The organism is Parabacteroides sp. FAFU027, from assembly GCF_022808675.1.
Taxonomy (GTDB): domain Bacteria; phylum Bacteroidota; class Bacteroidia; order Bacteroidales; family UBA7332; genus CAXXIC01.
Genome location: NZ_JAKZKV010000001.1, coordinates 726322 through 750099, shown reverse-complemented (window position 1 = coordinate 750099; position 23778 = coordinate 726322). Strand labels below are relative to the sequence as shown.

Annotated in this window: 18 protein-coding genes; 6 read left to right on the top strand and 12 right to left on the bottom strand. The window is 41.5% G+C overall.

Translation table 11 applies throughout. The annotated features are described in order from the left end of the window. Positions 1–69 precede the first annotated feature (69 nt). The 4 genes from MLE17_RS03240 to MLE17_RS03225 are packed head-to-tail and all read left to right on the top strand — an operon-like array spanning position 70 to position 5802. Entirely contained in the window at positions 70–3222 is a 3153-nt protein-coding gene (locus MLE17_RS03240; protein WP_243347014.1) for a SusC/RagA family TonB-linked outer membrane protein, read from the top strand. A 19-nt stretch (positions 3223–3241) separates the two neighbouring features. Further along, positions 3242–4627, top strand: a complete 1386-nt coding sequence (locus MLE17_RS03235) for a SusD/RagB family nutrient-binding outer membrane lipoprotein (protein ID WP_243347013.1) — start codon at positions 3242–3244, stop codon at positions 4625–4627. Between the two features lie 19 nt (positions 4628–4646). After that, on the top strand, positions 4647–5294 hold the full coding sequence (locus MLE17_RS03230; RefSeq protein ID WP_243347011.1) for a DUF5011 domain-containing protein: 648 nt from the start codon (positions 4647–4649) through the stop codon (positions 5292–5294). 19 nt (positions 5295–5313) lie between these two features. Further along, positions 5314–5802, top strand: a complete 489-nt coding sequence (locus MLE17_RS03225) for a lipid-binding protein (protein WP_243347008.1) — start codon at positions 5314–5316, stop codon at positions 5800–5802. 78 nt (positions 5803–5880) lie between these two features. On the opposite strand, the gene lgt is transcribed toward MLE17_RS03225, so the two are convergent. After that, positions 5881–6708 carry a prolipoprotein diacylglyceryl transferase gene (gene lgt, locus MLE17_RS03220; protein WP_243347007.1) on the bottom strand — a complete coding sequence of 276 codons (828 nt, stop codon included), beginning with the start codon at positions 6706–6708 and terminating at the stop codon, positions 5881–5883. Positions 6709–6809: 101 nt separating this feature from the next. Further along, on the bottom strand, positions 6810–7829 hold the full coding sequence (pheS, locus tag MLE17_RS03215) for a phenylalanine--tRNA ligase subunit alpha (protein ID WP_243347006.1): 1020 nt from the start codon (positions 7827–7829) through the stop codon (positions 6810–6812). Between the two features lie 312 nt (positions 7830–8141). On the opposite strand from pheS, the gene MLE17_RS03210 reads away from it, so the two are divergent. Next, positions 8142–9122 carry an SPOR domain-containing protein gene (locus tag MLE17_RS03210; RefSeq protein WP_243347004.1) on the top strand — a complete coding sequence of 327 codons (981 nt, stop codon included), beginning with the start codon at positions 8142–8144 and terminating at the stop codon, positions 9120–9122. A gap of 95 nt (positions 9123–9217) precedes the next feature. On the opposite strand, the gene MLE17_RS03205 is transcribed toward MLE17_RS03210, so the two are convergent. From MLE17_RS03205 to ilvD, 4 genes are all read right to left on the bottom strand, one after another. Further along, the gene (locus MLE17_RS03205; protein ID WP_243347000.1) at positions 9218–9949 is read right to left on the bottom strand and encodes an acyl-[acyl-carrier-protein] thioesterase; all 732 of its coding nucleotides are present in this window, start codon (positions 9947–9949) and stop codon (positions 9218–9220) included. Next, complete coding sequence (ilvN, locus tag MLE17_RS03200; protein ID WP_243346997.1) at positions 9949–10479, bottom strand: acetolactate synthase small subunit; 531 nt, start codon at positions 10477–10479, stop codon at positions 9949–9951. Before ilvN ends, MLE17_RS03205 begins: the two co-directional genes overlap by 1 nt. A gap of 46 nt (positions 10480–10525) precedes the next feature. Continuing rightward, complete coding sequence (gene ilvB, locus MLE17_RS03195) at positions 10526–12226, bottom strand: biosynthetic-type acetolactate synthase large subunit (protein ID WP_243346995.1); 1701 nt, start codon at positions 12224–12226, stop codon at positions 10526–10528. Between the two features lie 132 nt (positions 12227–12358). Next, positions 12359–14191, bottom strand: a complete 1833-nt coding sequence (gene ilvD, locus MLE17_RS03190) for a dihydroxy-acid dehydratase (protein WP_243346991.1) — start codon at positions 14189–14191, stop codon at positions 12359–12361. Between the two features lie 545 nt (positions 14192–14736). Here ilvD and MLE17_RS03185 point away from each other — a divergent pair. Further along, positions 14737–15615 (top strand): DMT family transporter, encoded by an 879-nt coding sequence (locus tag MLE17_RS03185; RefSeq protein ID WP_243346989.1) that lies wholly within the window; start codon positions 14737–14739, stop codon positions 15613–15615. A gap of 7 nt (positions 15616–15622) precedes the next feature. Here the strand turns inward: MLE17_RS03185 and MLE17_RS03180 are convergent, their stop codons facing one another. From MLE17_RS03180 to MLE17_RS03155, 6 genes are all read right to left on the bottom strand, one after another. Further along, a complete protein-coding gene (locus tag MLE17_RS03180) occupies positions 15623–16486 on the bottom strand; it encodes a YkgJ family cysteine cluster protein (RefSeq protein ID WP_243346987.1) in 864 nt (287 codons plus the stop codon). A 250-nt stretch (positions 16487–16736) separates the two neighbouring features. After that, on the bottom strand, positions 16737–17021 hold the full coding sequence (locus MLE17_RS03175) for a GNAT family N-acetyltransferase (RefSeq protein ID WP_243346984.1): 285 nt from the start codon (positions 17019–17021) through the stop codon (positions 16737–16739). A 428-nt stretch (positions 17022–17449) separates the two neighbouring features. Next, on the bottom strand, positions 17450–18991 hold the full coding sequence (locus MLE17_RS03170) for a S26 family signal peptidase (protein ID WP_243346983.1): 1542 nt from the start codon (positions 18989–18991) through the stop codon (positions 17450–17452). 401 nt (positions 18992–19392) lie between these two features. Continuing rightward, a complete protein-coding gene (locus tag MLE17_RS03165; protein ID WP_243346982.1) occupies positions 19393–20262 on the bottom strand; it encodes an isocitrate lyase/phosphoenolpyruvate mutase family protein in 870 nt (289 codons plus the stop codon). A 174-nt stretch (positions 20263–20436) separates the two neighbouring features. Beyond that, positions 20437–20787, bottom strand: a complete 351-nt coding sequence (locus tag MLE17_RS03160) for a DUF6678 family protein (RefSeq protein WP_243346979.1) — start codon at positions 20785–20787, stop codon at positions 20437–20439. A gap of 490 nt (positions 20788–21277) precedes the next feature. Then, positions 21278–23740, bottom strand: a complete 2463-nt coding sequence (locus MLE17_RS03155) for an immunoglobulin-like domain-containing protein (RefSeq protein WP_243346978.1) — start codon at positions 23738–23740, stop codon at positions 21278–21280. Positions 23741–23778: the final 38 nt, after the last annotated feature.

The window sequence follows — 23778 nt, the reverse complement described above, 5'->3', positions numbered from 1 at the left end:
TTCTGTATAAATAGACGTATTTAGTGTATTTGGGATAGTTGATATAAGTTTTAATTTAAAAGTGGTTTTATGAGAAAGTTGACGCTCTTCTTTCTATGTTTGATTGTAAACATAGCGCTCGTTTCTGCACAGACCAAGGTCAGTGGATTGGTCATATCTGCTGAAGATGGGCAACCCGTCATCGGAGCTTCGGTAGTCGTAAAGGGTACCAAAGTGGGGACTGTAACAGACCTGGACGGTCGTTTTAGTTTAAATGTTCCTTTCGGAACAAAGACTTTAGTCTTTAGGTACGTTGGGTTTGATTCAAAGGAAGAATCAGTTAAAGCCTCAATGCGTATTGTGATGCAGCCCTCTTCGCAGGCGTTAAGTGAAGTGGTTGTTACTGCCTTGGGCATAAAAAGATCAGAGAAAAGTCTCGGTTATGCAGCAACCACAATTTCTAATCAGCAATTGACTACTACAGGAGACCGAAGTGCGTTAAATGCACTTCAGGGAAAGGTCGCCGGTGTTGATATTTCTTCAGCGTCCGGCTCTCCGGGTGCATCTACACGTGTGATACTGAGAGGTTATTCATCGCTAAGATCAAATAATCAACCGTTATATGTAATTGATGGAGTGCCAGTCAGTAATGGAGTAGTAAATCAAACCGACATAAATGGAGGATATGATTTTGGGAACAGAGCCAATGATATCAATCCTGATGATATCGAGTCAATTACAGTTTTAAAAGGAGGTTCTGGTACAGCTCAATATGGTTCTAGAGCAGCAAACGGAGTTATTATTATTACTACAAAAAACGGATCAAAAGCTAATAATAAGGCGAAAATTGAAGTCTCATCAACGACAACTTTTGATACACCTTTGAAATTGCCATTGATGCAAAATGAATTCGGTCAGGGATGGTATGATGTAGGGGGAACAGCTACAAACCTAGAAGAAAATGGCAGTTGGGGACCTCGATTTGATGGGAAAATCAGAATTTGGGGACATGTTGTCGATAACCAACAACAGATTAAACCCTATGTTGCACTACCTAGTAATATCAAAGACTTTTTTGATGTTGGTGTAACTACCAATAATAGCTTTTCGTTGTCCAATGGTGATAAGGACAAAAGCTATTTTATTTCATATGCCAACATCAATAATGATGGAATAATGCCTTCCAATGCAGATTCGTATAAAAGAAATAATCTTTCATTGAGAGGTTCTTCTACTTTTTTGAAAAACCTGACACTCTCCGGTTCACTTAACTATGTGAGAAAGGATACAAAATTCGTCCCAACCGGTCAGGAGCAGTCTGTATTAGACGCTATTTGGCAGAGTGCGCGTGATATCAGCCTTGTTGACTTGAAAGATTACAATAACAAGTTTAACAACGTGGATAATTATTATACTGTGTACGCTCAGAATCCATATTATGTGTTGAATGAGCACGGCAATAAATTTATGGAAAACAGAGTCTATGGCAATACGGCTTTAGACGCTAAGATTTTACCATGGTTGACAGCCACTTTCAGAATCGGAGAAGATGCCTCTAACAGTACCTTGAAAACCTGGCGGGCAATAACCAAATCTACAAGAGCAGATTATAACAAAGAAGTAGGTCGGGTAGGGGAAAACTCTTACTATGCATCTGAGTTTAATACTGATTTCCTATTGAAAATTGAAAAGAAGTTACAAGATAAAGTTTCTTTGAATGCAATTCTGGGGCATAACTTTAATCAACGGGATACCAGAGTTCAGACTGCAGAAGTGGTCGGTCTTGATATTCCCAATTATTATAATCTGTCAAATAGTTCATCTACACCTTCTGTTACCGCAACTACAACTCAAAGGCGGTTGGTTGGTGTATATGGTAGCTTTGACCTGGGATACAAAGATTGGTTATTCCTAAACTTTTCTGCCAGAAATGACTGGTCTTCAACGCTTCCCGTTAATAATAGATCGTTTTTCTTTCCAGGAGGAAGTCTCAGTGTTGTATTTACTGAGTTGATGGGTAAATCTGTGCAAAATATTCTATCTTATGGAAAGATACGGGCAGGTATAGCACAGACAGGTAATGATGCTGATCCTTATTTGATTAATTCTGTATTGGTTCAAACAACCCATACGGATGGATACAGATCTCTGGAATATCCCTTGGCTGGTTCGATAAATGGTTTCTCTGTATCCAACAGAATAGGAAGTGATAAATTGAAGCCAGAGATTTCAACCGATATGGAGATTGGAACTGAATTGAAGTTCCTGGATAATCGATATGGTATGGATATTGCTCTCTATAATAAGACTATTACCGATTTGATATGGCAAGCATCCATTCCGGCTAGTACTGGATATACAAGCATGATGATGAACCTTGGTAAAATAACGAATAAAGGGGTAGAAATCAGTGTGAGTGTGATACCGGTTAAAGTAAAAGATCTTGAATGGGAGGTTTTTGCCAATTATACAAGAAACATCAACAAACTAGTGAAACTAACCGAAGGTCTTGACCAAATTTCATTAGGAGGAACCAGCTCCATCAACTATATGGCCAGACCTGGTTATGAATTAGGATTATTTGAAGGAAATGTATTAGAGACAGATCCGGATGGTCATACAGTAGTGGATGCTCAGGGACTTCCAATTTTCAAATCAGAGAAAGGCTATCTTGGTTCATCGCAAAGTAAGTATAGGATAGGTGGCGGAACTTCCATTAAATTTAAAGGGATTACTCTCAAAACGGTATTTGATTTTAGAAAAGGAGGGCATCTCTATTCCAGGACTAAAGAAATTCTGTACTTTACCGGTAATGCTCCGCAAACAACCTATAATGACCGTCAACCATTCATTATTCCAAATTCAGTCCAGTTGGTTGATGGAAAGTATGTTGAAAATACAACTCCAATTGCCGGATGGGATCATAATCTTAATTTGTACTACAATCAAACATATAATGCAGGTATTGGAGGTGCATATGCTTTGGTAGACAGGACTTTCCTGAAAATGCGGGAATTAAGTTTATCATATGCTATTCCTAAGTCAGTTTTGGCATCGTCATTCATTAATTCCGCAGAGATCGCTTTGGTTGGACGGAATCTATTCATATGGACACCCAAGTCTAATATTTTTACAGATCCGGAGCAAACGACTTTTGGTAATGACATTGAAGCCGGTTTTGGTGATTATGGTGCAACACCTTCTACTAAAAGCCTGGGATTTAGCGTGAAATTAGGATTTTAATCTATAAAAAATAAACCTTATGAATAAGATAATATATAAGTACTTGCTGGTTTTGATAAGTACGTTTTCATTACTGGGATGTAGTGATAAATTCTGGGATATAAATACAGATCCCAATAATCCATCTGTGGTTACACCTGCTTTAGCATTACCCAGTGGAATATCAGGTAGTGTCTTTGTTATAGGAGGATATTATCACGCATTAGGAAGTTTCTGGACACAACAATATGCACAGGCTCCTGCGGCGTCACAATGGTTAGAATGGGAATCATATAACCTGACTGATGATGATTTTGACAGACAGTTTACTACTATGTATTCCGGTGCATTAACCGACCTACAATATGTGAGAGAGCAGGCTAAGAATTCGTCTAGTTGGCCATATTATTCAATTGCAACCCTGGTTCAGGCTTACGATTTTCAGGTGTTGGCTGACTTGTATGATCAAATACCTTTTACAGAGGCTTTAAAAGGATCAACTATTTTACAACCGAAATATGATAAGGGGGCTTTAGTTTATGATAGCTTATTTGCCCGGATCGATGATGCAATATCCCGGAACTTAACTAATGTTCCTGCTTCCCTCGAAACGTCTGACGTATTATTAGGTGGAGATATGGATGCATGGATCGCGTTTGGAAATACACTTAAACTTAAAATGTATCTGAGGTATGTGAATGTAGATCCTAATAAATATAAGAGCCAAATCATTGCGCTTTTAAACGAAAATAATTTCTTAACGAAAGATGTCCGTTTTACGGCATTCAAAGCGCAGGAAACCGGATATAATCCCTTCTATAATACTTTTGTTGATCGTCTGGCAGGAAATATTGTCGCTAATAAAACATTGGTAAATTATCTGGAGAATAATAATGATCCAAGACTTCAAAAATTTTTCAATGCTTCTGTGACGGGTTCAATTTATGCCAGTGTTGCTACAGGTGAGTCTAAAACCTTATTGGGAACGATTAATAACTACGCCACACCTAATATTGGACAAATAGATCCGGTTTATTTATTTACTAAAGAAGAGGTTTTGTTTATGATTGCGGAAGCTCAGGCCAGATATAAAACGTCAGCAGAAGCCCAAGCGACTTATCTGAAGGGCATTAAAGCATCATTGAGTAGATATGGACTTCCAGAGGACACTGTTTCATATTCATATAATGGAATAAAGTCAATTATTGAACAGAAATGGATTGCAGCAACAAACCTGAGAGCCATTGAAGCTTACTTTGATTTTAACAGGACTGGTTACCCTGACTTTTTTAGTACGTCATTAACCTCTGTTTTATCCGGCAATGCTAGACCAAAACGTCTGTTCTTTCCGGCAACAGAGAGAAAGACTAATGCAAATACACCTGATAGAGTTCCTCTTACAGAGAAAGTCTGGTGGGGACTATAACTTCTAAAACTGACTAGATATGAAAAAAATAATTATGATCATAAGTTTGTTAGGAGCTATTATGGCTTCTTGCAATAAGGACTCTGAAGGAGTTTCAACAATGACTACTTATCCGACTGTCGAGTTGAAGGGCGATGAGGCGTTGACTATTCTTGTAGGAGGCTCTTATACAGAATCAGGCGTAATCGCTAAAGAGGGCGATACCGATATTAGTAGCACTGTGGTCATTGATGGCGCTGTCAACACATCTACCCCAGGCGTTTATACTATTAAATATACTGCGACAAATAAAGATGGCTTTACGGCTACAGCCAGACGCTATGTTGGTGTAATAACAGCAGAAGCTGCCGCTATGGATATTTCAGGAACTTACAAGCGAAATGCTGGAGCTTTGGGGTTGGTGAGTGTGACAAAGACAAATTATCCGGGGCTTTATATCAATAATAATCCGGGAGGAGCCAAAAATTCGGATGGTACAAACGTCAGTGATATTTATGTTTATATGTTCCAGACGAAAGCGACTGTAGTGAATGCTCCATCTCAGGATACTAAGGTTGGTGAATTTGCCTGTATAAATGGAGTCTATGATGCAACCAATAATCTGTTTAAATGGGTATGTGTAAATTCTGGTTACGGAACGGCTTTACGTACTTTCATCAAGCAATAATAATAAAAAGTATAGTCTTATGAAAAAAATAAATTATCTATTGTTGACATTGTTCATGCTATTGGCTCTTTCTTGTGAGCAGGAATATAAAAAAGAGTACAGCTGGGCATATCCTTTGTCTGGAGACTGGATGCTTAAAGAGTATGTAGATGGAGTTGCCAGTGGATCTCCGTTTGAAATAAAGATCTATAACTCTTCATTTGGGAAAGATTCAATTTGGATTGATGATTATGGTACCGGAGTTGCAAGTGCCAGTCAATATGGTAATTATTGGACAATGAAATTCAAGGCAAAAGCGGATATGACTTCCAAAACATTTCAAACAGGTTTGTCAACATCTGTAATTCCGGGATATGGCATCGGGATTAAAGTCGCTAATGGAAAAGTCATAAACAATGACAGTATCTATTTTGAAATAATGTTTGAAGACGATGCTACTCCATATGGCGTTACTCATGTTTTAGCAGGGCACAGATCAACCTCGTATGAAGAATACATGAATCATTAAGTGATTCAGGAAATGATAACCAATAAAAAAAGGCATTGAAAAATGCCTTTTTTTATTGGTCGATTTTTAAGCTGATATTTATATAATAGCTTTGGGCTTGGTCAATGCTCTATAAATCAGATAACACCCAATAATTATAAACGGCAGACTCAACAATTGGCCCATATTTAATAGCATATTAGCCTCAAATGCTTCCTGGTCGTTCTTGATAAATTCTATAAAGAAACGGGTTAGGAATATCCCATTCAGGAAGATGCCGAATATAAGCCCTTCTTTTTGCCACGCCTTCTTTTTGAAATAAAGGTTCATCAACAAGATAAAAACAAGGATATAGCACACAGCTTCATAGATCTGAGTCGGATGTGACGGATCGGAGAAAATTGGTTCTGCCCCATGTCTCCAGGCCTGAAGATTGGTCACATAGCGGAATGCCCAGGGCAAATTGGTTGCATGGCCATAAATTTCGTGATTGAATAGGTTGCCGAGACGAATTAATGCACCAACTAACGCTACAGGTACAACCAGACGGTCAAATGTAAAGAGCATACTCCGGTGCGTTACCTTCTTTGAATAGATCCAAATGGCAATGATAATACCGATTGCTCCTCCATGGCTGGCCAGTCCGCCTTCCCAGATTTTGAAAATTTCGATCGGATTAGCCGAATAGTAATCCCAGGCATAAAAGAGACAATGTCCCAAACGGGCACCTATCACCGTTCCGGCGATGACATAGATAAACAGGCTGTCGAGCCATTTCAGGTCGATATTTTCCTGCTTAAACATTTTCTCTACAATCTTGTATCCGATCCAGAATCCAATGGCAAACATCAGTCCGTACCAACGGATTTCACGGCCCAGGATATTGACAATGGCCGGATCTACAGTCCAGGTAATATAATTCAGCATAGTGGTATTGGTTTAACGTAAAAAGAGTTGTGAGCGGCAAAGATAAAATTTACCCTGTTAACTCACAACTCTTTATATTATTTGTTTCTGATTTCCTCAGCTTAGTAGGCGGATTCAAATTGTCGCAGGAACCGCACATCATTTTCGGAGAACATCCGGAGATCTTTTACCTGGTATTTCAGGTTGGTGATACGTTCGATACCCATACCGAGGGCATATCCGGTGTATTCTTTGCTGTCTATACCGCAAGCTTCCAATACGTTCGGATCCACCATGCCACAACCTAGGATTTCTACCCATCCGGTATGTTTGCAGAATGGACAGCCTTTTCCTCCGCAAAGGTTACAGGAGATATCCATTTCAGCCGATGGCTCTGTAAACGGGAAGTAAGACGGGCGGAGACGAATTTTGGTTTCGGTTCCGAACATCTCCTTTGCAAAGTATAATAAAGCCTGTTTCAGGTCAGCAAATGAAACGTTTTTATCCACATACAGCGCTTCTACCTGGTGGAAGAAACAGTGTGCACGGTACGAAATCGCTTCGTTGCGATACACGCGTCCCGGGCAAATGATACGGATAGGCGGTTGGGTTTTCTCCATGACGCGAGTCTGAACAGAAGAGGTGTGTGTGCGAAGCAACACGTCCGGACTACGCTGGATGAAAAAAGTGTCCTGCATATCACGTGCAGGGTGGTCTTCGGCAAAGTTGAGTGAAGAAAATACGTGCCAGTCATCTTCGATTTCAGGCCCTTCGGCAATGGTAAATCCAAGACGGGCAAAAATATCGCAAATTTCGTTTTTGACGATAGAAAGCGGGTGGCGTGTACCTAATGCAATCGGATAGGCCGTGCGGGTCAGGTCTTCTTCTACGCTGCCCAGGTTTTGGCTTTCCAATACTTCTTTGAGCGTATTGATTTTTTCCTGCGCCTTATCTTTCAGTTGATTGATAAGCTGTCCAACTTCACGTTTTTGTTCAGCCGGAACATTTCGAAAATCATTCATCAGGCTGGTGATTTCGCCCTTTTTACTGAGGTATTTGATACGCAACGCTTCTACCTCGTCAAGGTTTGCAGCGGTGAGGTTGGATATTTCGTCGAGCAACGATTTAATTTTGTCAATCATAATCATCGTGTTTTCTGATTCAGAGTGCAAAAGTACAAAATTAAGTTACACGTATGTCTTTGCTAAATGAAAAAAGCTTCTCTTCTGGTGAATCTTGAACCGGATAGGTGCAATATGTCAGAATCAAAAGCGAAATGTGCTGCAAATCATCGTTTTTGTTGCTAACTTTCTTTAGTATATTAGCGGAAAAGTGCGAATAAAAATTATCTTTGCACTATGAAACGAAGGTGGATCCGCAATTCGGTGTTTATTAGCCGTAGCAAATGGATTTATCGAGAGTTTCCCATCTGTTTCAAAGATTAAATTATTCGGATGAAGCTTCTGATATCACATATTGAATACCTGTTAACCGAGAATGATTGCGTGATTGTTCCCGGCTGGGGTGGTTTTGTGGTACAGCAGCATAATGCGTTGATTACAGAATCAAGCATTCTGCCTCCATCGCGGGAGATCTGTTTTAATCCGGGTTTGGTGCATGATGACGGGATTCTCATCTCATCAATTTCTCAAACGCAGGGGATCAGCTATTCTGAAGCACGGCGTCTGTTGAATAATGAGGTCGGGATTTTCAATGCCGAATTATCTCATCAAAAGAGTATTGAATTTGGGGAAATAGGAAAGTTCTCTTTCGATGAAGAGCAAACTTTGCTATTTGAACCAAAAGATAATGTTTCCACAGACCTTGAATGTTTGGGTTTTGCTCCGCTGCAATTGAAAACATTGGATCAGATTCAGCAAAAAGCAAAACCACAACCAGCCGAGCGCAAACCGTTTGCTGAGCAGGAGGGAGATATTATTCATATCCGTTTCAGTAAGCGCAAAATGCTTCGGGCTATGGCTTCTGCTGCGGCGATAATGATATTGTGGGTGTTTTCATCTCCGGTAAAGGATCAACGCTCAAACATCAGTTGTGCAGGTATGATTTCGCGGTTGGAGTTTTCGAAACCACATTCCCCTGTAACGCCTTCGGTCAAGAAAGATACGGTCATAATGAAGGATACAGTCGTCGTGGAGAAAAAGATAGAACAAGCAGTCGAACCTAGGGATTCCGTAGTCGAAGAGTTGCACTATTTTATCGTGCTGGGTAGTTTCCAGACCGAACATGCAGCTAACCGGCATAAAGAACAGCTTTCAGAGTTGGGTGTCCCTCATGTTGGAGTGAAAAAGATGGGAAGCAAGATGCGTACCTATCTGAAGGGATTTGCTGATAAGGATTCTGCCATGAAATATCTGAACAAGATCAGGGATGACCGGGAGGAGTATAAAGAGGCTTGGTTATATTGTATGAAATAGATTTTAAGTTTATTATATCAGAGTACCTTCTGCGATTGCAGGGGGTATTTTTTTACCAGTAAATGAGAATAAAAAAGCCGGACTAAATCCGGCTTTTATTTCTTAAATGTAATTTTAGCTCTGCAAATTGACCGGGAGTTATGTCCCGTGATTTCGATCTGAGTTTCGTGATCGGAGGCTGTTGCCCGGTGAAAATGAAGCTTATCTCCGGGTTTTGATTCCGACATGAATGTGATGTCAAATCTGTTTAGTTCTCCGATTTGCTTAATGTCTGATGAAAACAGGTTAATGATATGCTCCACATACTTGCAGGTATTGACATGTCCGTTGAAATCCAAATCTGAATATTTCACATCATGAAAATATTCCGGTTCGCTTGATACAATCCCGATTTTGCCAGGTTTATCGATTGGACACTCTTTGTCAACTTTGTGATTGCTGATGTCGCTTACAGCTGTTAGATCTGCAGCCTTTCGGGTGTTCAGGTCTATCATTGACCACACAGTGCGTGCGTAACCTAAAATTTCACCTTTTTGATTCTGAAAACAGAAATTCCGGGTAGAGAAATGTTTATTCAAATCTTCAACCCAGGTCTGAATAACAATATGGTCATAGATTTCAGGAAAGCTCTCCAACTCAATAGCAGCTCTGGCTAATACCCAGGAACAGTTCCCTGCATTTAAATGGCGGAGCCCCCAGCCTCGTTCGTCAGCATGGTATCCGGCGCAGTCAAGCATCTTTCGCACGAGTACCGGTAACGGATATTTTCCAAAAATATCGACGTCTCCCGCTTCTATACTAAAGGTGTAACTACCTATCCGGTTCATTAGTCTGCTTTTTCAGCCCTCTTTTCAAGGAAATTACTCAGCAGCTCCTTTGAGCTCTTGGTAATGGCAATCCGTCCTGAACGAACAAACTGCATTACTCCGTATTGTTTCAGCTCTTCAAAGAATAACTGGGTATCTTCCGTATGTCCTGTAAGTTCAAGTACGGCGTAATCGCGGTTGATTTCCAGAAAACGGGCATTGTACTTACGAACCAGATTTTCCACTTCTACATGGTCAACGATGATGTTGGTTGCCACTTTGTAGAGTGCAATTTCCTGATAAATAACCTCTTCATCAGTATAGAAGTAAGCTTTAACCACATCTACGCGCTTTTCGATCTGCTTAACCACTTTATCCACCATGTCTTTGGTTGAGAAAACGGTGATGGTGTATTTGTGGATACCCTCGATCGAAGAGGCAGAAACGGTCAGGCTTTCAATATTGATCTGACGACGTGTGAATATATTCGAAACCTGGCTCAGGAGTCCGGGTTGGTTTTCCGAAAAAACGATGATAGTAAATAGTTCCATAATTCGGTGCAAAGTTTAATGTTCTACGTTACCGTTATTGGTGGGATTATTTATCACCCAGTAAAATGTTAGAAATAGATGCTCCGGTAGGGATCATCGGATAAACCATACCTTTGGTTTCAACTTTCACCTCAAGCAAATAGGGCTGGTCATCGCTGAGCATCTCGGCAATGGCGCCATCAAGATCCTCACGCTGAGAAACCGAACGACCTTTGATCCCGTATGCTTGGGCAATCATGATGAAATCCGGATTCTTCATGTGGGTTTCCGAGTAACGGTCATTGAAGAAGAGTTCCTGCCACTGGCGTACCATACCTAGGAAGTTATTATTCAGGATAATCATTTTCACACCTGTACCTTCCTGCAGTATAGTTCCCAGCTCCTGGATGGTCATTTGCATACCACCGTCACCGGTAAAGAGACAAACAGTACGGTCTGGTGCTCCGATTTTAGCCCCGATAGCAGCCGGAAGTCCGAATCCCATCGTGCCCAATCCGCCCGATGTAACCATGCTGCGGGATTGGGTAAATTTGAAATAACGGGAAGCCATCATTTGGTTCTGACCTACGTCGGTTACCAATACCGCTTTGTTTTCGGTGGCTTCCGAAACTTTACGGATTACTTCACCCATGGAGATTTCGTGACTTGTCGGATTAAGTTCCGGTTCGATTACTTTCTCTTGTTCGGTTTGTTCGTATTCGGTGAATGAATCAATCCATTCGGTATGTTTAGCTGCATTCAGTTTTTCGGTAACCAATTCCAATGTTTGTTTGGCATCACCCAATACAGCTACTTCCGCTTTTACATTCTTGTTGATCTCAGCCGGGTCAATGTCGAAGTGAATCACACGGGCCTGTTTGGCATAAGTGTTCAAATCACTCGTTACACGGTCGTCAAAACGCATACCGATAGCGATCAAAACATCGCATTCGTTGGTTTTTATGTTTGGACCGATGTTTCCGTGCATTCCCAGCATACCTTTGTTCAGACGGTGCTCAGTCGGCATTGCAGACGAACCAAGCAAAGTCCATCCCGCAGGAATGTCTGCTTTTTCAAGGAAGGCATTCAACTCTTTTTCAGCATTGGCAAGGATAACCCCCTGGCCAATCAATGCAAAAGGTTTTTTTGCTGAGTTGATCAACGCAGCAGCAGCTTCAATGGACCATGGTTCCACATCTGGTACCGGAACGAAGCTGCGGATGAAGGTGCATTTTTTATAGCTATATTCGAGTTTTGCGATTTGAGCGTTTTTAGCAAAGTCAATCACAACAGGACCCGGACGGCCTTCTCGTGCGATATAAAATGCACGGGCAATTGCACCGGGGAGATCTTCTGCATTGCGTACCTGGTAGCTCCATTTGGTAATAGGCTGGGTAATACTTACTACATCCGTTTCCTGGAATGCGTCTGTTCCCAATAGTGCAGCTCCTACCTGACCGATGATGACAACCATAGGTGTGCTATCAATCATGGCATCGGCAATACCGGTAATGGCATTTGTTGCTGCCGGACCGGAAGTAACAAGTGCGACACCTGTTTTACCACTAACGCGGGCATATCCTTGTGCCGCATGGGTTGCACCTTGTTCGTGACGAACCAAAATGTGTTTGATTTTATCCTGATGGTCGTGTAAAGCATCGTAAACCGGCATGATGGCACCGCCGGGATATCCAAAGATGGTATCAACCCCTTCATGGATCAGTGATCTCATTAATGCTTCCGCGCCTGAAATTAGTTCTTTGCTCATAGCAGATCCCTTTCTGATTTTATCGTTTGGGAAAATAGTTAAAACTTGATGTTATTGTAGCCCTAACAGGTTTTAAAAACCTGTTAGGTTTTAACTGAATGTTCTCAGTTATGAATTCTTTAAGATAGAATTTTATTCCACAATTCTTACAGCACCCATATCAGCCGAAGCTACCATGCTGGCGTAAGCGCGGAGTGCTTTAGAAACAACGCGGTTTCTGTCTTTGGGTTTAAAGGCATCTTTACCTCGTGCTTCTTCGGCTTTGCGTCTTTCGGCTAACTCCTCGTCACTGACCAACAGGTTGATAGAACGGGCCGGGATGTTGATCTCGATGATATCGCCTGTCTGAACCAAGCCGATATTACCGCCCGAAGCTGCTTCCGGAGAGATGTGGCCGATAGAAAGACCTGAAGTACCTCCGGAGAAGCGACCGTCGGTAATCAACGCACACTCTTTACCGAGGTGGCGTGATTTGATGTATGAGGTCGGATAAAGCATCTCCTGCATACCCGGGCCGCCTTTAGGCCCTTCGTGAGTGATCACCACGACGTCTCCGGCTTGTACTGTTCCTCTCAGGATTCCATCACAGGCTGTATCCTGCGATGTGAATACTTTCGCCGTTCCTTTGAAAAGGAAGCAGCTTTCATCTACTCCGGCGGTCTTAACCACACAGCCGTTGAGCGCGATGTTTCCGAAAAGGACAGCCAAACCGCCGTCTTTTACATAAGCGTTATCGTAATTGCGGATACAGCCGTTTACACGGTCAGTATCCAGCTCTTTGTATTTAGAATCTTGTGAACCCATCACCAGATTGAAGCGGTGAGCAGGGGCACTTTTGTATTTGTCAATGGCAACCTCGGTAACATTCGGGCTGTTGATGTCAAATTTGTCGATCGCTTCGCCCAATGTCAGACCGTCAGCACGACTTACATTTGTGTCAATCAATCCGATTTTGTTCAACTCCGACATGATGGCCATGATACCTCCGGCACGGTTAACGTCCTGAATGTGGTACTTCTGCGAGTTTGGAGCTACTTTGCACAAACAAGGAGTTTTGCGTGAAAGTGCGTCAATGTCAGCCATTTTGAAATCAACTTCCGCTTCGTTGGCAATAGCAAGGAGGTGAAGAACCGTGTTGGTAGAACCACCCATGGCAATATCGAGTGCCATCGCATTCATAAAGGCAGAACGGGTAGCGATAGAGCGTGGCAATACGCTGTCGTCTCCGTCGCGGTAATATTTGTATGCGTTTTCAACGATCAGCTTGGCTGCGTCAACAAACAGTTGGGTACGGTTGGCGTGAGTAGCCACGATAGTACCGTTACCCGGCAGGGCCAGACCGATGGCTTCGTTGAGGCAGTTCATCGAGTTGGCGGTAAACATTCCCGAACAGCTACCACAGGTAGGACAGGCCGAAGCCTCTACTTTAGCTACTTGTTCATCGCTAACGCTGTCGTCAGCTGCCTGTACCATGGCGTCGATCAGGTCAAGGTGTTTGCCGTCGAGCTCTCCGGCTTCCATCGGACCACCTGATACGAAAACTGCAGGGATATTGAGGCGCATAGCAGCCATCAGCATACCCGGAGTGATCTTGTCACAGTTGGAGATACACACCATAGCATCGGCTTTGTGTGCATTAACCATATATTCAACGCTGTCGGCAATCAGGTCGCGTGAAGGGAGGGAATATAGCATACCGTCGTGTCCCATTGCGATTCCATCGTCGATAGCGATGGTGTTGAATTCAGCAGCAAAGCAGCCCAGTTTTTCGATTTCGGCTTTCACCTTTTGTCCGATTTCGTGAAGGTGGACGTGTCCCGGTACAAACTGAGTAAATGAGTTGACTATGGCGATGATAGGTTTGCCTAATTGTTCACTTTTCATCCCGTTGGCTTTCCAGAGAGAGCGTGCACCGGCCATTCTGCGGCCTTGTGTGCTGAACGAACTGCGTAACTGATTTTTCATTGTTTGTTTGAATTTAATCGGCGGTCAGAATCTTTTTCTGGGGAGTTGTTCCCGATTGATAAAGAGCTGTTTGCCACGTATAATTTCGATGTTTCTATGTAAATCCTGTTATGTTGGATGACTATTTTAACAGTCGGCCATTTTTGCCGTGCAAAAATACGGATTAAAACTGAAAAAGCCTTTCCCGACAACGAGAAAGGCTTTGACAATAACTGCTTATAGTTCTTTTAACTACATACCTTTCTCATTTGCGTTTCCAGACCACTAGAACGACATTAACAGAGACGATATGTAAGTTGTAAATCATTATGCTTTGATTCTTTGATTTTGCAAATATAGCGATTCTATTTATTCTTCCAAATTTTCTGTTAGAAAAATGTTGTTATTTCTGCGAAACTGAAAGTTGGGGCGTGGTATTTGTTTGATATTATAAATGATGGAAGGTTTCATTCAGTATTATAGCCAGAATGTAATCATTGATACTCAAGTTTGCAAAGATTGAAAACTGATAGAATAGCTCTACCTTTGCAAAAAAAAAGATCATTATGTTAGCACATATAGGAGAGATAGCCGGGCTGGGAGTGTCTGTTTGCTGGACACTGAGCGCTTTGTTTTTCGAAAAGGCAGGAAGTAGAATAGGGTCATTGCCTGTCAATTTTATCCGCTTGTTTTTTGCAATTTTGTTTTTGGGTATCACCACTTTGCTTACCAAAGGGATTTTCTTTCCTTCAGATGCTACCGGATATCAATGGTTTTGGTTGGGCTTATCCGGTTTTATCGGATTTTATCTGGGTGATTTACTGTTGTTTAAGTCCTACATGATTGTCGGTTCGCGCACGGCAGCGTTGATAATGAGCTTTTCACCCATGCTGACAGCAATGATTGGCTGGTTCTTTCTGGAGGAGAAGCTGAATGCCCTGGAGGTTACTGCCATTATGGTCAGTGTGACTGGTATTGTTACCGCTATTTCCAACCGGAAAATGAAACTGAATATTCCTTTCAAAGGACTGATGTTTGCTTTGGGAGGAGCCCTTGGGCAATCCGGAGGTATTATTCTGAGTAAAAAGGGTATCGGAACGTATGATGCTCTGGCTGCTACACAAATCAGAGCTTTGTTTGGCTTAGTTGGCTTTATCGTGATGATTACCCTGATGAAACGTTGGTCTCATGTTATTCGGGCATTCAGGGATAAAGCGGGTATGCAGGCAGTAACAGTAGGCGCAGTTTTTGGCCCTTTTGTCGGTGTTGCACTGGCGCTTTTTTCCATACAGCATACCAATACGGGGATTGCCTCTACACTGATGGCTCTCGTTCCGATATTTATTATCTGGCCTTCTTCTGTCATGTTTAATGAAAAGATTAAGATTCAGCAGATTGTAGGGGCCATAATCAGTATTATTGGGGTGAGTCTGTTTTTTATGTAATTGATCTTCAATTCAAAGCCCCGTTCTCTTTGGCAATATTTATCCAATGCTCCGACAGGTGTTGTGGATTTGCTCCGAGGCTACGAGCCAAATGTAAGGCCATTGCCATGGTCAAAACGGAAGCTTCGTGCAACTCTTGTTCAGTTTTCAGGTTGCCGCAAGCGAGTTGTAGTTTTTCTTGCAATAACTCATTGTGTTGTTGTGAAAACAAAACCGGGTCGTTTGAGTAAGGGATTTCAGGAAGCATCAGGTCGTCCATCCACTCGTTGCCGATACGGGTGACCAACGCGTCGGGGTCTTCTTTACCCATTTGTTTCCAGGCTGCCAGGGTTTTGCGGTCACCAGACGCAGCTAAACCAGTATCGAGTAATAACATAAAAGCAATATCCGCCAGACTTTGCATCAACTCCAGATAGGCGTCCTGTGCCTGCTCAAATCGTTCTGTCTGCTGACCTTCAAGGTATTCCGCTACGGTTAATTGGGGCAAATCCAACACTTCCGGACAGCTATCCAGGCAAGGGAACTGACTGCCCTGATACATATAGCATACCTCTCCGTTTTGAATTTGTCTGGCTATCGGAAACAATCTGCAAGCCAACGGACGTCCCGGATGAACGCTGCACCCAAAGTTCTCAATGTATTGATTGCATGCCTGTCTGCTCTGATTATCACTCTTACCGTTAAACAGCAAACGAATACCGCCAAAAATGGAATGCAAATCCCGGAATTCCCGAACAGAAATGCCTTTCTCCGTTGCCAGACAAAGCAGTTCCCACGGATTTAACCAGACTCTGTTTCCGTGGCAGCAGATTCCGGTGCGTGAACAGGTGAGCGGTAGTTTGGTGTCAGGTGTGAGTCGGGTTGTTTGCATAAATATTTGATAGACTTTTGTTTAAGCTGATATAACGTAGGTAGTCATTTGATTGAAATAACTTTCAGCCTTCAAAAGTACGGGATTCTCCGTTACTCCCGGTCAATTTGCAGGAAAGATTGAGGATATTTAGTGGTGACTTCATTCGTTACACTGACATTGATGTGGTCGGTGGGATGCTTGTATGCAAATGCCGTAGGTATGACCGATAATGTAGCATCGGGGTTTTTAACCTGATGCAGTATTTAGTCTACCCCCTCACATCCCGGATGTTTTCATCCCTCTCAAAAGTCGCTTTGACAAACGGACATACCGGGACGATTTTAATTCCTTTTTCCCTGGCAAATTCAACCGCTTTCATTACCAGTTGTTTACCATACCCTTTTCCACCAAAGGCATCTCCGATACCTGTATGGTCTATTTTGATTTTTGTATCATCTGTCCATGTATAGGTCATTTCCCCTGCAAACTGTTCATTTTCGTAAATGACAAATCTACCTTTTTTGCCATTTTCTTCCTGTTCTATTTTTACCATAGTTCGTTTATTTGTCAGTATATGTTTTTTTCTATTTGAAAACTATGAAAACGATCGTTTGTTGACCATATTTATGGCACTATAACGAATAGTGTGGGTAACTCTATTACTTAGGAAAAATATTTTCCTAAGTTTCGTGTAATTATTCAGTGAAACAGGATATAAATCAAAATAGTAAGCCACGAATGCACGAATGAATATAGAGAGGCTAACTTGCTGAAATATTGAATAAATATATATCGAATATCACAAATGCTTTTCCAAAACTGGAAAAGTAAAGATACTTTCTTATTCGTGGATTCGTGGCTAAACAATTAGGTAGTTCCAGACTAAGATAATACTATCCATACAAACCGTTATAGAGCCATATTTATTACTTTATCTGTCCATTGTTTCGGAAAAAAAGTATGTAGGATAGAGAAAGGAGTTTATCTCTCCGCACTTTTGAAAAACCTGTTCCAGCGAATCTTGCCACTAAACCAGCCTTTGTCTTTGTCTAGAGATAACCATACGAATAACGGACGGCCCACGATATGATCTTCCGGAACAAAACCCCAGTAACGGGAATCGGCTGAATTATGACGATTGTCTCCCATCATCCAGTAGTAATCCATTTTAAAGCGGTAGGTAGTTGTCGCTTTATCGTTAATGTAAAATACGCCGTTTTTCACTTCCAGTTTATTGTGCTCATATACGCGGATGATTCGTTCGTAAATCGGAAGGTTGTACCGGTTCAGCACTAAGCGCATACCCCGTTTAGGGATCCATAAAGGCCCGTAGTTGTCCCTTGTCCAGGTTTTCTTCATTCCCAGAGGGAAAACCTCGCTATTTTGACAGATTACAGACAGGGTAAATCCGTCTCTTTTTACGATCGACCGGTTTTGATCTACCAGCGCCTGACATGAAGTGTTTTCCGGTTCAACCTTCAGTCGCTTTACCCCTTTCTGATGAAGCAATTTCTGGTAGCCATCCTGTGTTAAAGGAAAATGATATACTGGTAATCCCGGATTGAGATTTAGCGCTTTTAGCTGTTTCACATTTTGAGGATTATCCAGCATCATTCTGTCTTCATCACTAACTCCAAGATTATCCAGTGTTTCGTTATTCAGAGGTGTTCCATCTGTCTGGATGTAATAATTGAGCTGTATTCCGGGAATCTTTTCCTGTTTTTTGCTGTTTACATACACCTGATTGTTTTTGATCGTCAGCCAGTCATCTGCAATTGCCACACAACGTTTGACATAGTTTTCACGACGGTCAACAGGTCGGTAAACGATTTTTCCGTACACTCCCGGATTTACATTTACTATCTCACGTCCATACCGGAAACATTGTTCTGCTGTTGGGGTTACGTTGGGGAGTTGGTTTTTTATAAAAGCTAACCCTTCTTCATAGCAACTGGTGTAATAATCCGGATTCTGGCGGTTTATAGCCACCGTATCTCCGGTCGGAAAGTTGAATACCACAATGTCATTGCGTTTTATATTGTCGAACCCTTTCAGGCGTTTGTAGTCCCATTGCGGATTTTCAATAAACGATTTGCAATTGAGTATCGGAAGGGTGTGCTGAGCCAATGGGAAGGAGAGTGGGGTATTGGGTATACGTGGGCCGTAACTGGCCTTACTGACAAGCAGGAAATCCCCAACCAACAGAGACTTCTCAAGCGAAGAGCTCGGTATCTGGTAATTCTGAAACAAAAAGGAATTGATAAAATAGACAGCAACCAAAGCAAATGCAATTGCATCAAACCACCCCATTATGGTTCGTACATGCTTGTTTTTCGATTTTTTCCACCAAGTCCAGGGTATGTAATGAGTAATGAAGGCATCAAAAATTACAGGCAAGCCCAAAAGCCACCAGAAATTACCAACCCAGGCAATAAATAGGATATAAATCAGACTCCACACGCTGCACTTAATCCATTGTTTCAGCGGTTGTTGAAAATGTTTTGTTCGTTTGTCTTCGTTCATTTCTGTAAATTGTAGATTCGGGATTTAACCCAAACAGGTCATTGTCTGTAAAACTATGTGGTCACCGGATAATGAATTCCGGAAAAAGCATATCTCTCTTAAACGGGATGTTGTAATATTTCTTGTTATAGATGCTTTCAAAATTCAATATCGATTCTTCGGTTGTATGAAGTAAGAAGCAAAAACGCCAGACCCATCCCCTTTATTTCGAATGATATATTCTCTGTCTGGTACTCAGCACTGAGTTATAAGGCGGGTATTGATTGGAAGAAAACAGGCAAGGGGGGAGACTCATCCTAAAACTCCATATCTGTTGGATTTTTATTTACAATGACGCTGTCAGTGTTAAAATCCTCCGGACCTTTGAATTGCCTCCAGCTTTAGCTGGAGGTCAATGTTCATTACTTGTTTAACCCAATTGCCATTTTATAGGCTAATGCAGCTTCGGTACGTGGTGTCATTGTATCTGATAAAATGGTGTATGTTCCTTTTTCGGAGAGTTCGTCAGCCACTTTTTTGATTAAAGCCAAAGTCGCTTTCATCAAACCAGACCCCATGCTTAAACGGGCAACACCCAAATCCTGAAGTTCACGTACAGAAGGCGGTAACTCAGCCCCGATTGTCGGGTTTGATAGAATATTGATTGGCGCATTGATTTCCTTAACCAGTGTTCGGATTATTTCTTTTTCCCATACTGGCTGTACAAATATGCAGTCGGCACCTGCTTCCCGGTATTTATTACCACGCCTTATGGATTCTGCCAGTTTTTCCTGTGTCGAACCTGACGAAGTATAAAAAGAGTCAGTTCTTGCATTGATTACTAAATGAAAGCCCAGTGAATCCGATAATGCGCGAATGGCCGATATCCGCTCACAAAATTCCATTTCGTCCACTAGGACAGGACTTAACTCGATGCTGTCTTCGATGTTTATCCCTACTATACCGGTGGCAATGATTTTCTTAACCGACTCAATGATCTCATCCAGATTATTTCCGTATCCGGCTTCAATATCTACTGATACCGGAACCTGTACCGCATTTACGATTCCCGTTATAACCTGAAGCATTTCCGATAATTGTATGATCTGGCAGTCGGGGTAACCTAATGAAGCGGCTATTCCCATACTGGTTGTAGCGATTGCCTTGTAGCCACAAGCTTCTATTAACTTTGAACTTCCGGCGTCCCATGAGTTTAACAGAACCAAAATTTCTTCGTCAAGATGAAATTTGAGGAACATTTCAGCTTTTTCTTTTTGGATTGTTGGTACCATAATTCTGCTGTATTTGATGTTTACGTAAATGTAGCCAGGTTATCTATGAACTGAAAAGTTTCTGCAACTTCAAATATTGACAAAACTGGTGCTTTCCTTTTAGCTTGATCGAAGCGAGGTGCATGCTTAAACTTTTGCTTACAATCCATAGTGGCAAATCCACCGGTTTAGTACCTAACTCTCAATCGTAAATTGAAGCCTGTTTGTAGGTATTTTTACTATTCCATTATCAACGCAATATTCTATGTTCAAGTTGTCCAACATTTGACAAATTTCAGAGGAATGGTTGATTGTTTTATCCGGGACTAATCTGCCAATCTTTTTATTTTCAATGGGATTTATTTCAATCCACTCAATTTCTGAAATCAAGACAGGCTCACTGTTTTCAGTTTCAATATATTCACCTGATGGGTTTAATATCCATTTACTCCAATTTGACGAAATATCTCTGTCTGCTAGTTTTAGCCTATATTGCCAGGGTTTACCACTGAGATATTTTTTTATGAGGGGAATATTTGTCTTCAAGTTTTTCTTTCTTTTTTTATACCTCTATTATACGATCAATGTGAGCTTAAGTCAATTTCTCTACATCCCAACCATCATAAAGTTCTACATCACAATAATCAGCTAAGTCGTTAAAGGCCATATTTCTCAGGTTGCCCGCAGTCTGTAAATAACCCAATCAACAATAACAACACCGTAGTAGGCCGTTCGGCGACAGCCTCTGGCTTCGTCGTTATAAAATCAAAGCCTCCAGCTTTACCTTAAATGGACAAAGCCTCTGGTCTTATCAAAATATATAACTCCTGCTTCCCGATTATTGGCAAAGCGGGAGCTTTGCTTTTAGTTTGAACGAAGCGAGACGCTTCGCTCAACTACTGAGGGATATCCCAAAAGTCAAACTAAACACAAAGTTACTAAGGTGCAAAGTGTTTATATTCAATGATGTCTTTCTTTGCGTTCAATTAAGACCTCTGGGATACGTGCATCATTACAACTCACGCCAGAGAGGCGTTTACAATACAATAAACTTTGAAAAGCCCAAAACTCTGTCTTTCGTTTTGCAACAAATCACATATATACCGGAAGGCAACCCGGACACGTCAATTTGTGCCTTATTGGCCTGGATTGTTTTAGAAATCAGTTCCTTTCCGGTTAAATTGTAAATTGTTGCTGTGATTTCCGTGTTGTTTTCATTGATAGATAGGTGAAGAATGTCCTTTACCGGATTGGGATAGACAGCCAAAACATTCTTTTCAGAGATTGATTCTATGCCGGTAGTTCCCCATTTAGCATTCAATGCTTGTTTTTCTGCAACTGTAATCGGCATGACCGTTCCATGAACAGGGTAAAAATCATAGGATGCTGTTTTGGTAATAGCGTAAAAATTCTCCAAATCAGTACTGGTTGAGGTGACATAACCATTTATCATCATGATATAGGTATTGGAATCGAATTGTTTAAATACACACGATCCTTCAAAACCCTGAACCAAATTAGCGTTATTATCAATCGCATATCCTCCGGTCAGGTTGCTTGATATTGCCTTTTGCAGCCCCGATGCATTAATTTCATTTTTGAAAAACAAATGATAGATTCCGTCTTTGAGGATGATGTCCGGGTCAATAATTCCGGTGTTGGGTTTTTCGTACAATACCTTAGGACTTGCTTCTAATTTGGTAAAGTCAGAGTTGGCATACGCGTAATATATTTTTTGAGTGTTGGTCCCAAGACGCATAGCATAATAGATCATGTATTTTCCTACAGTCGGATCATAGATCGTTTGAGGAGCCCAAACCTGAGTGGCTGAACTATACTCAGGGTAAGTGTTCGGGATATTAACCACGCTTGATTTCCAATCGGTTAGATTGGATGACTTCAGAAGTACCATAGCCCGGTTTGAATCCCATCCCAATGCCGAGACCATATCTGTGGCTACCATATAATAGTTGCCGTCTTCTCCTCGAAAAATGTGTGGATCGCGCACTCCTCCCGACGAACTGATGGCAGACGAACTAAGCACAGGATTGTTTTTGTTTAATGCCTTATAATTATATCCATCATCGCTCAGGGCAAAATGGATGGCTTCTGAGCCATTTGTAAAATAGACAAACAGATACCCGGCGTAAGTATCTGCTTCGACAATATATACTTCGAAGGTTTTGGTGATTGATTCACTTCCTTTCGATAGGGTAGCGGTCAGTATTACTTTAGTCTTTCCGGTATTTTTAGCAGAATAATTCAGAATAGAGCCCGTATTTGATAAGGTGTCGGGTTTGTTGGAGCTCCATGTGATGGTTGACCCCTCAAAACCTTTCACCGGAAGGATCAGGTTTTGTTTAAGAGCATTCAGGGTTCCATAGAGGATCAGATTAGCAGAATCTTGTTTTACACTTAAACGATCGGACAGGAAAGGAATGACATATGCAATAAATTCTTTTGTTGCAGTAAATCCGTTTTTTGAAAGTGTTGCCGTCAGTTTTACTGTTGCAATTGATGCTCCCGATGCAGGACGGGTAACTACTCCTGTTTTTGAAATGACATTCACATTGTCCGAACTCCAGGTTATGACCACACCGCTTTGTCCTGAGGTGGGTAAGGTTAGATTAGATTTGACAGAATCTAATCCGCTCAATATTAAGTTGGATTTTGCATCCTCAATTTGTTGAATCACCAGGGCGCTGTCTAATCCTGCTTTTTGGGAAGCCAAACTGACAACTTCTTTAGCGGTAAGTGCCCGGCTATAAAGTTGGAAGTCATTCAGCATGGATTTCTGCAGATACACATCACTTGCATAACAGGATTTTCCTAAATAGTTGCTTGTGGTGGCCCCCAAAGTTGAAGGTTTAGTCTGGATGGTTCCTGATAAATATGCTATTCCATTGATATAGATCGTTCCGGTATTTCCTGATTGAGTATAAGCGATATGTTGCCAAGCTCCCTGAGTCAAAGGACTATATAAAGTGAGCGTTGTTTCACTTAACCAATTGTTTGGAGAAATGGCATAGCGTGTCTCTTTGGCAGAGAAAAACATATTTCCATTAGCTGTATTTGCCATATCATCGGATTTGGCAAATGTCCAGATAAAATTACCATAAGCACTAAGATCCGTAGCCTGATCCACATACACATTTAGAGCAATAGAGAAATCACTTAAGGATTTGATGATAGTCCCCGTCTTCTTCCCCATATCAAGGTATCCGTTTGCCGACCCCAAATCCAGAATATTGAAACGGCCTATTTTCCTTACTGTTGCACCATTTTTCAATGCACCATTGCATCCATTCCCGGAATTGTCTGTAACACTATCTGCGTAGGTTCCTTTTTCGAAAGTGTAATGGACTTTCAATGTGCTGTCTTGTGCATTCGTTCGCAATGAAATCATAATTGATGCAGCACACAAAATAAATGCAAGAAATGCATTCCTGTTTGATGCATTGCGGTGGTTTGATTTGTTTCTTAATGTTCTGGTTCTCATAGTGATTAGATTGGTTATTTCTAAGGTTATAAAAGGTC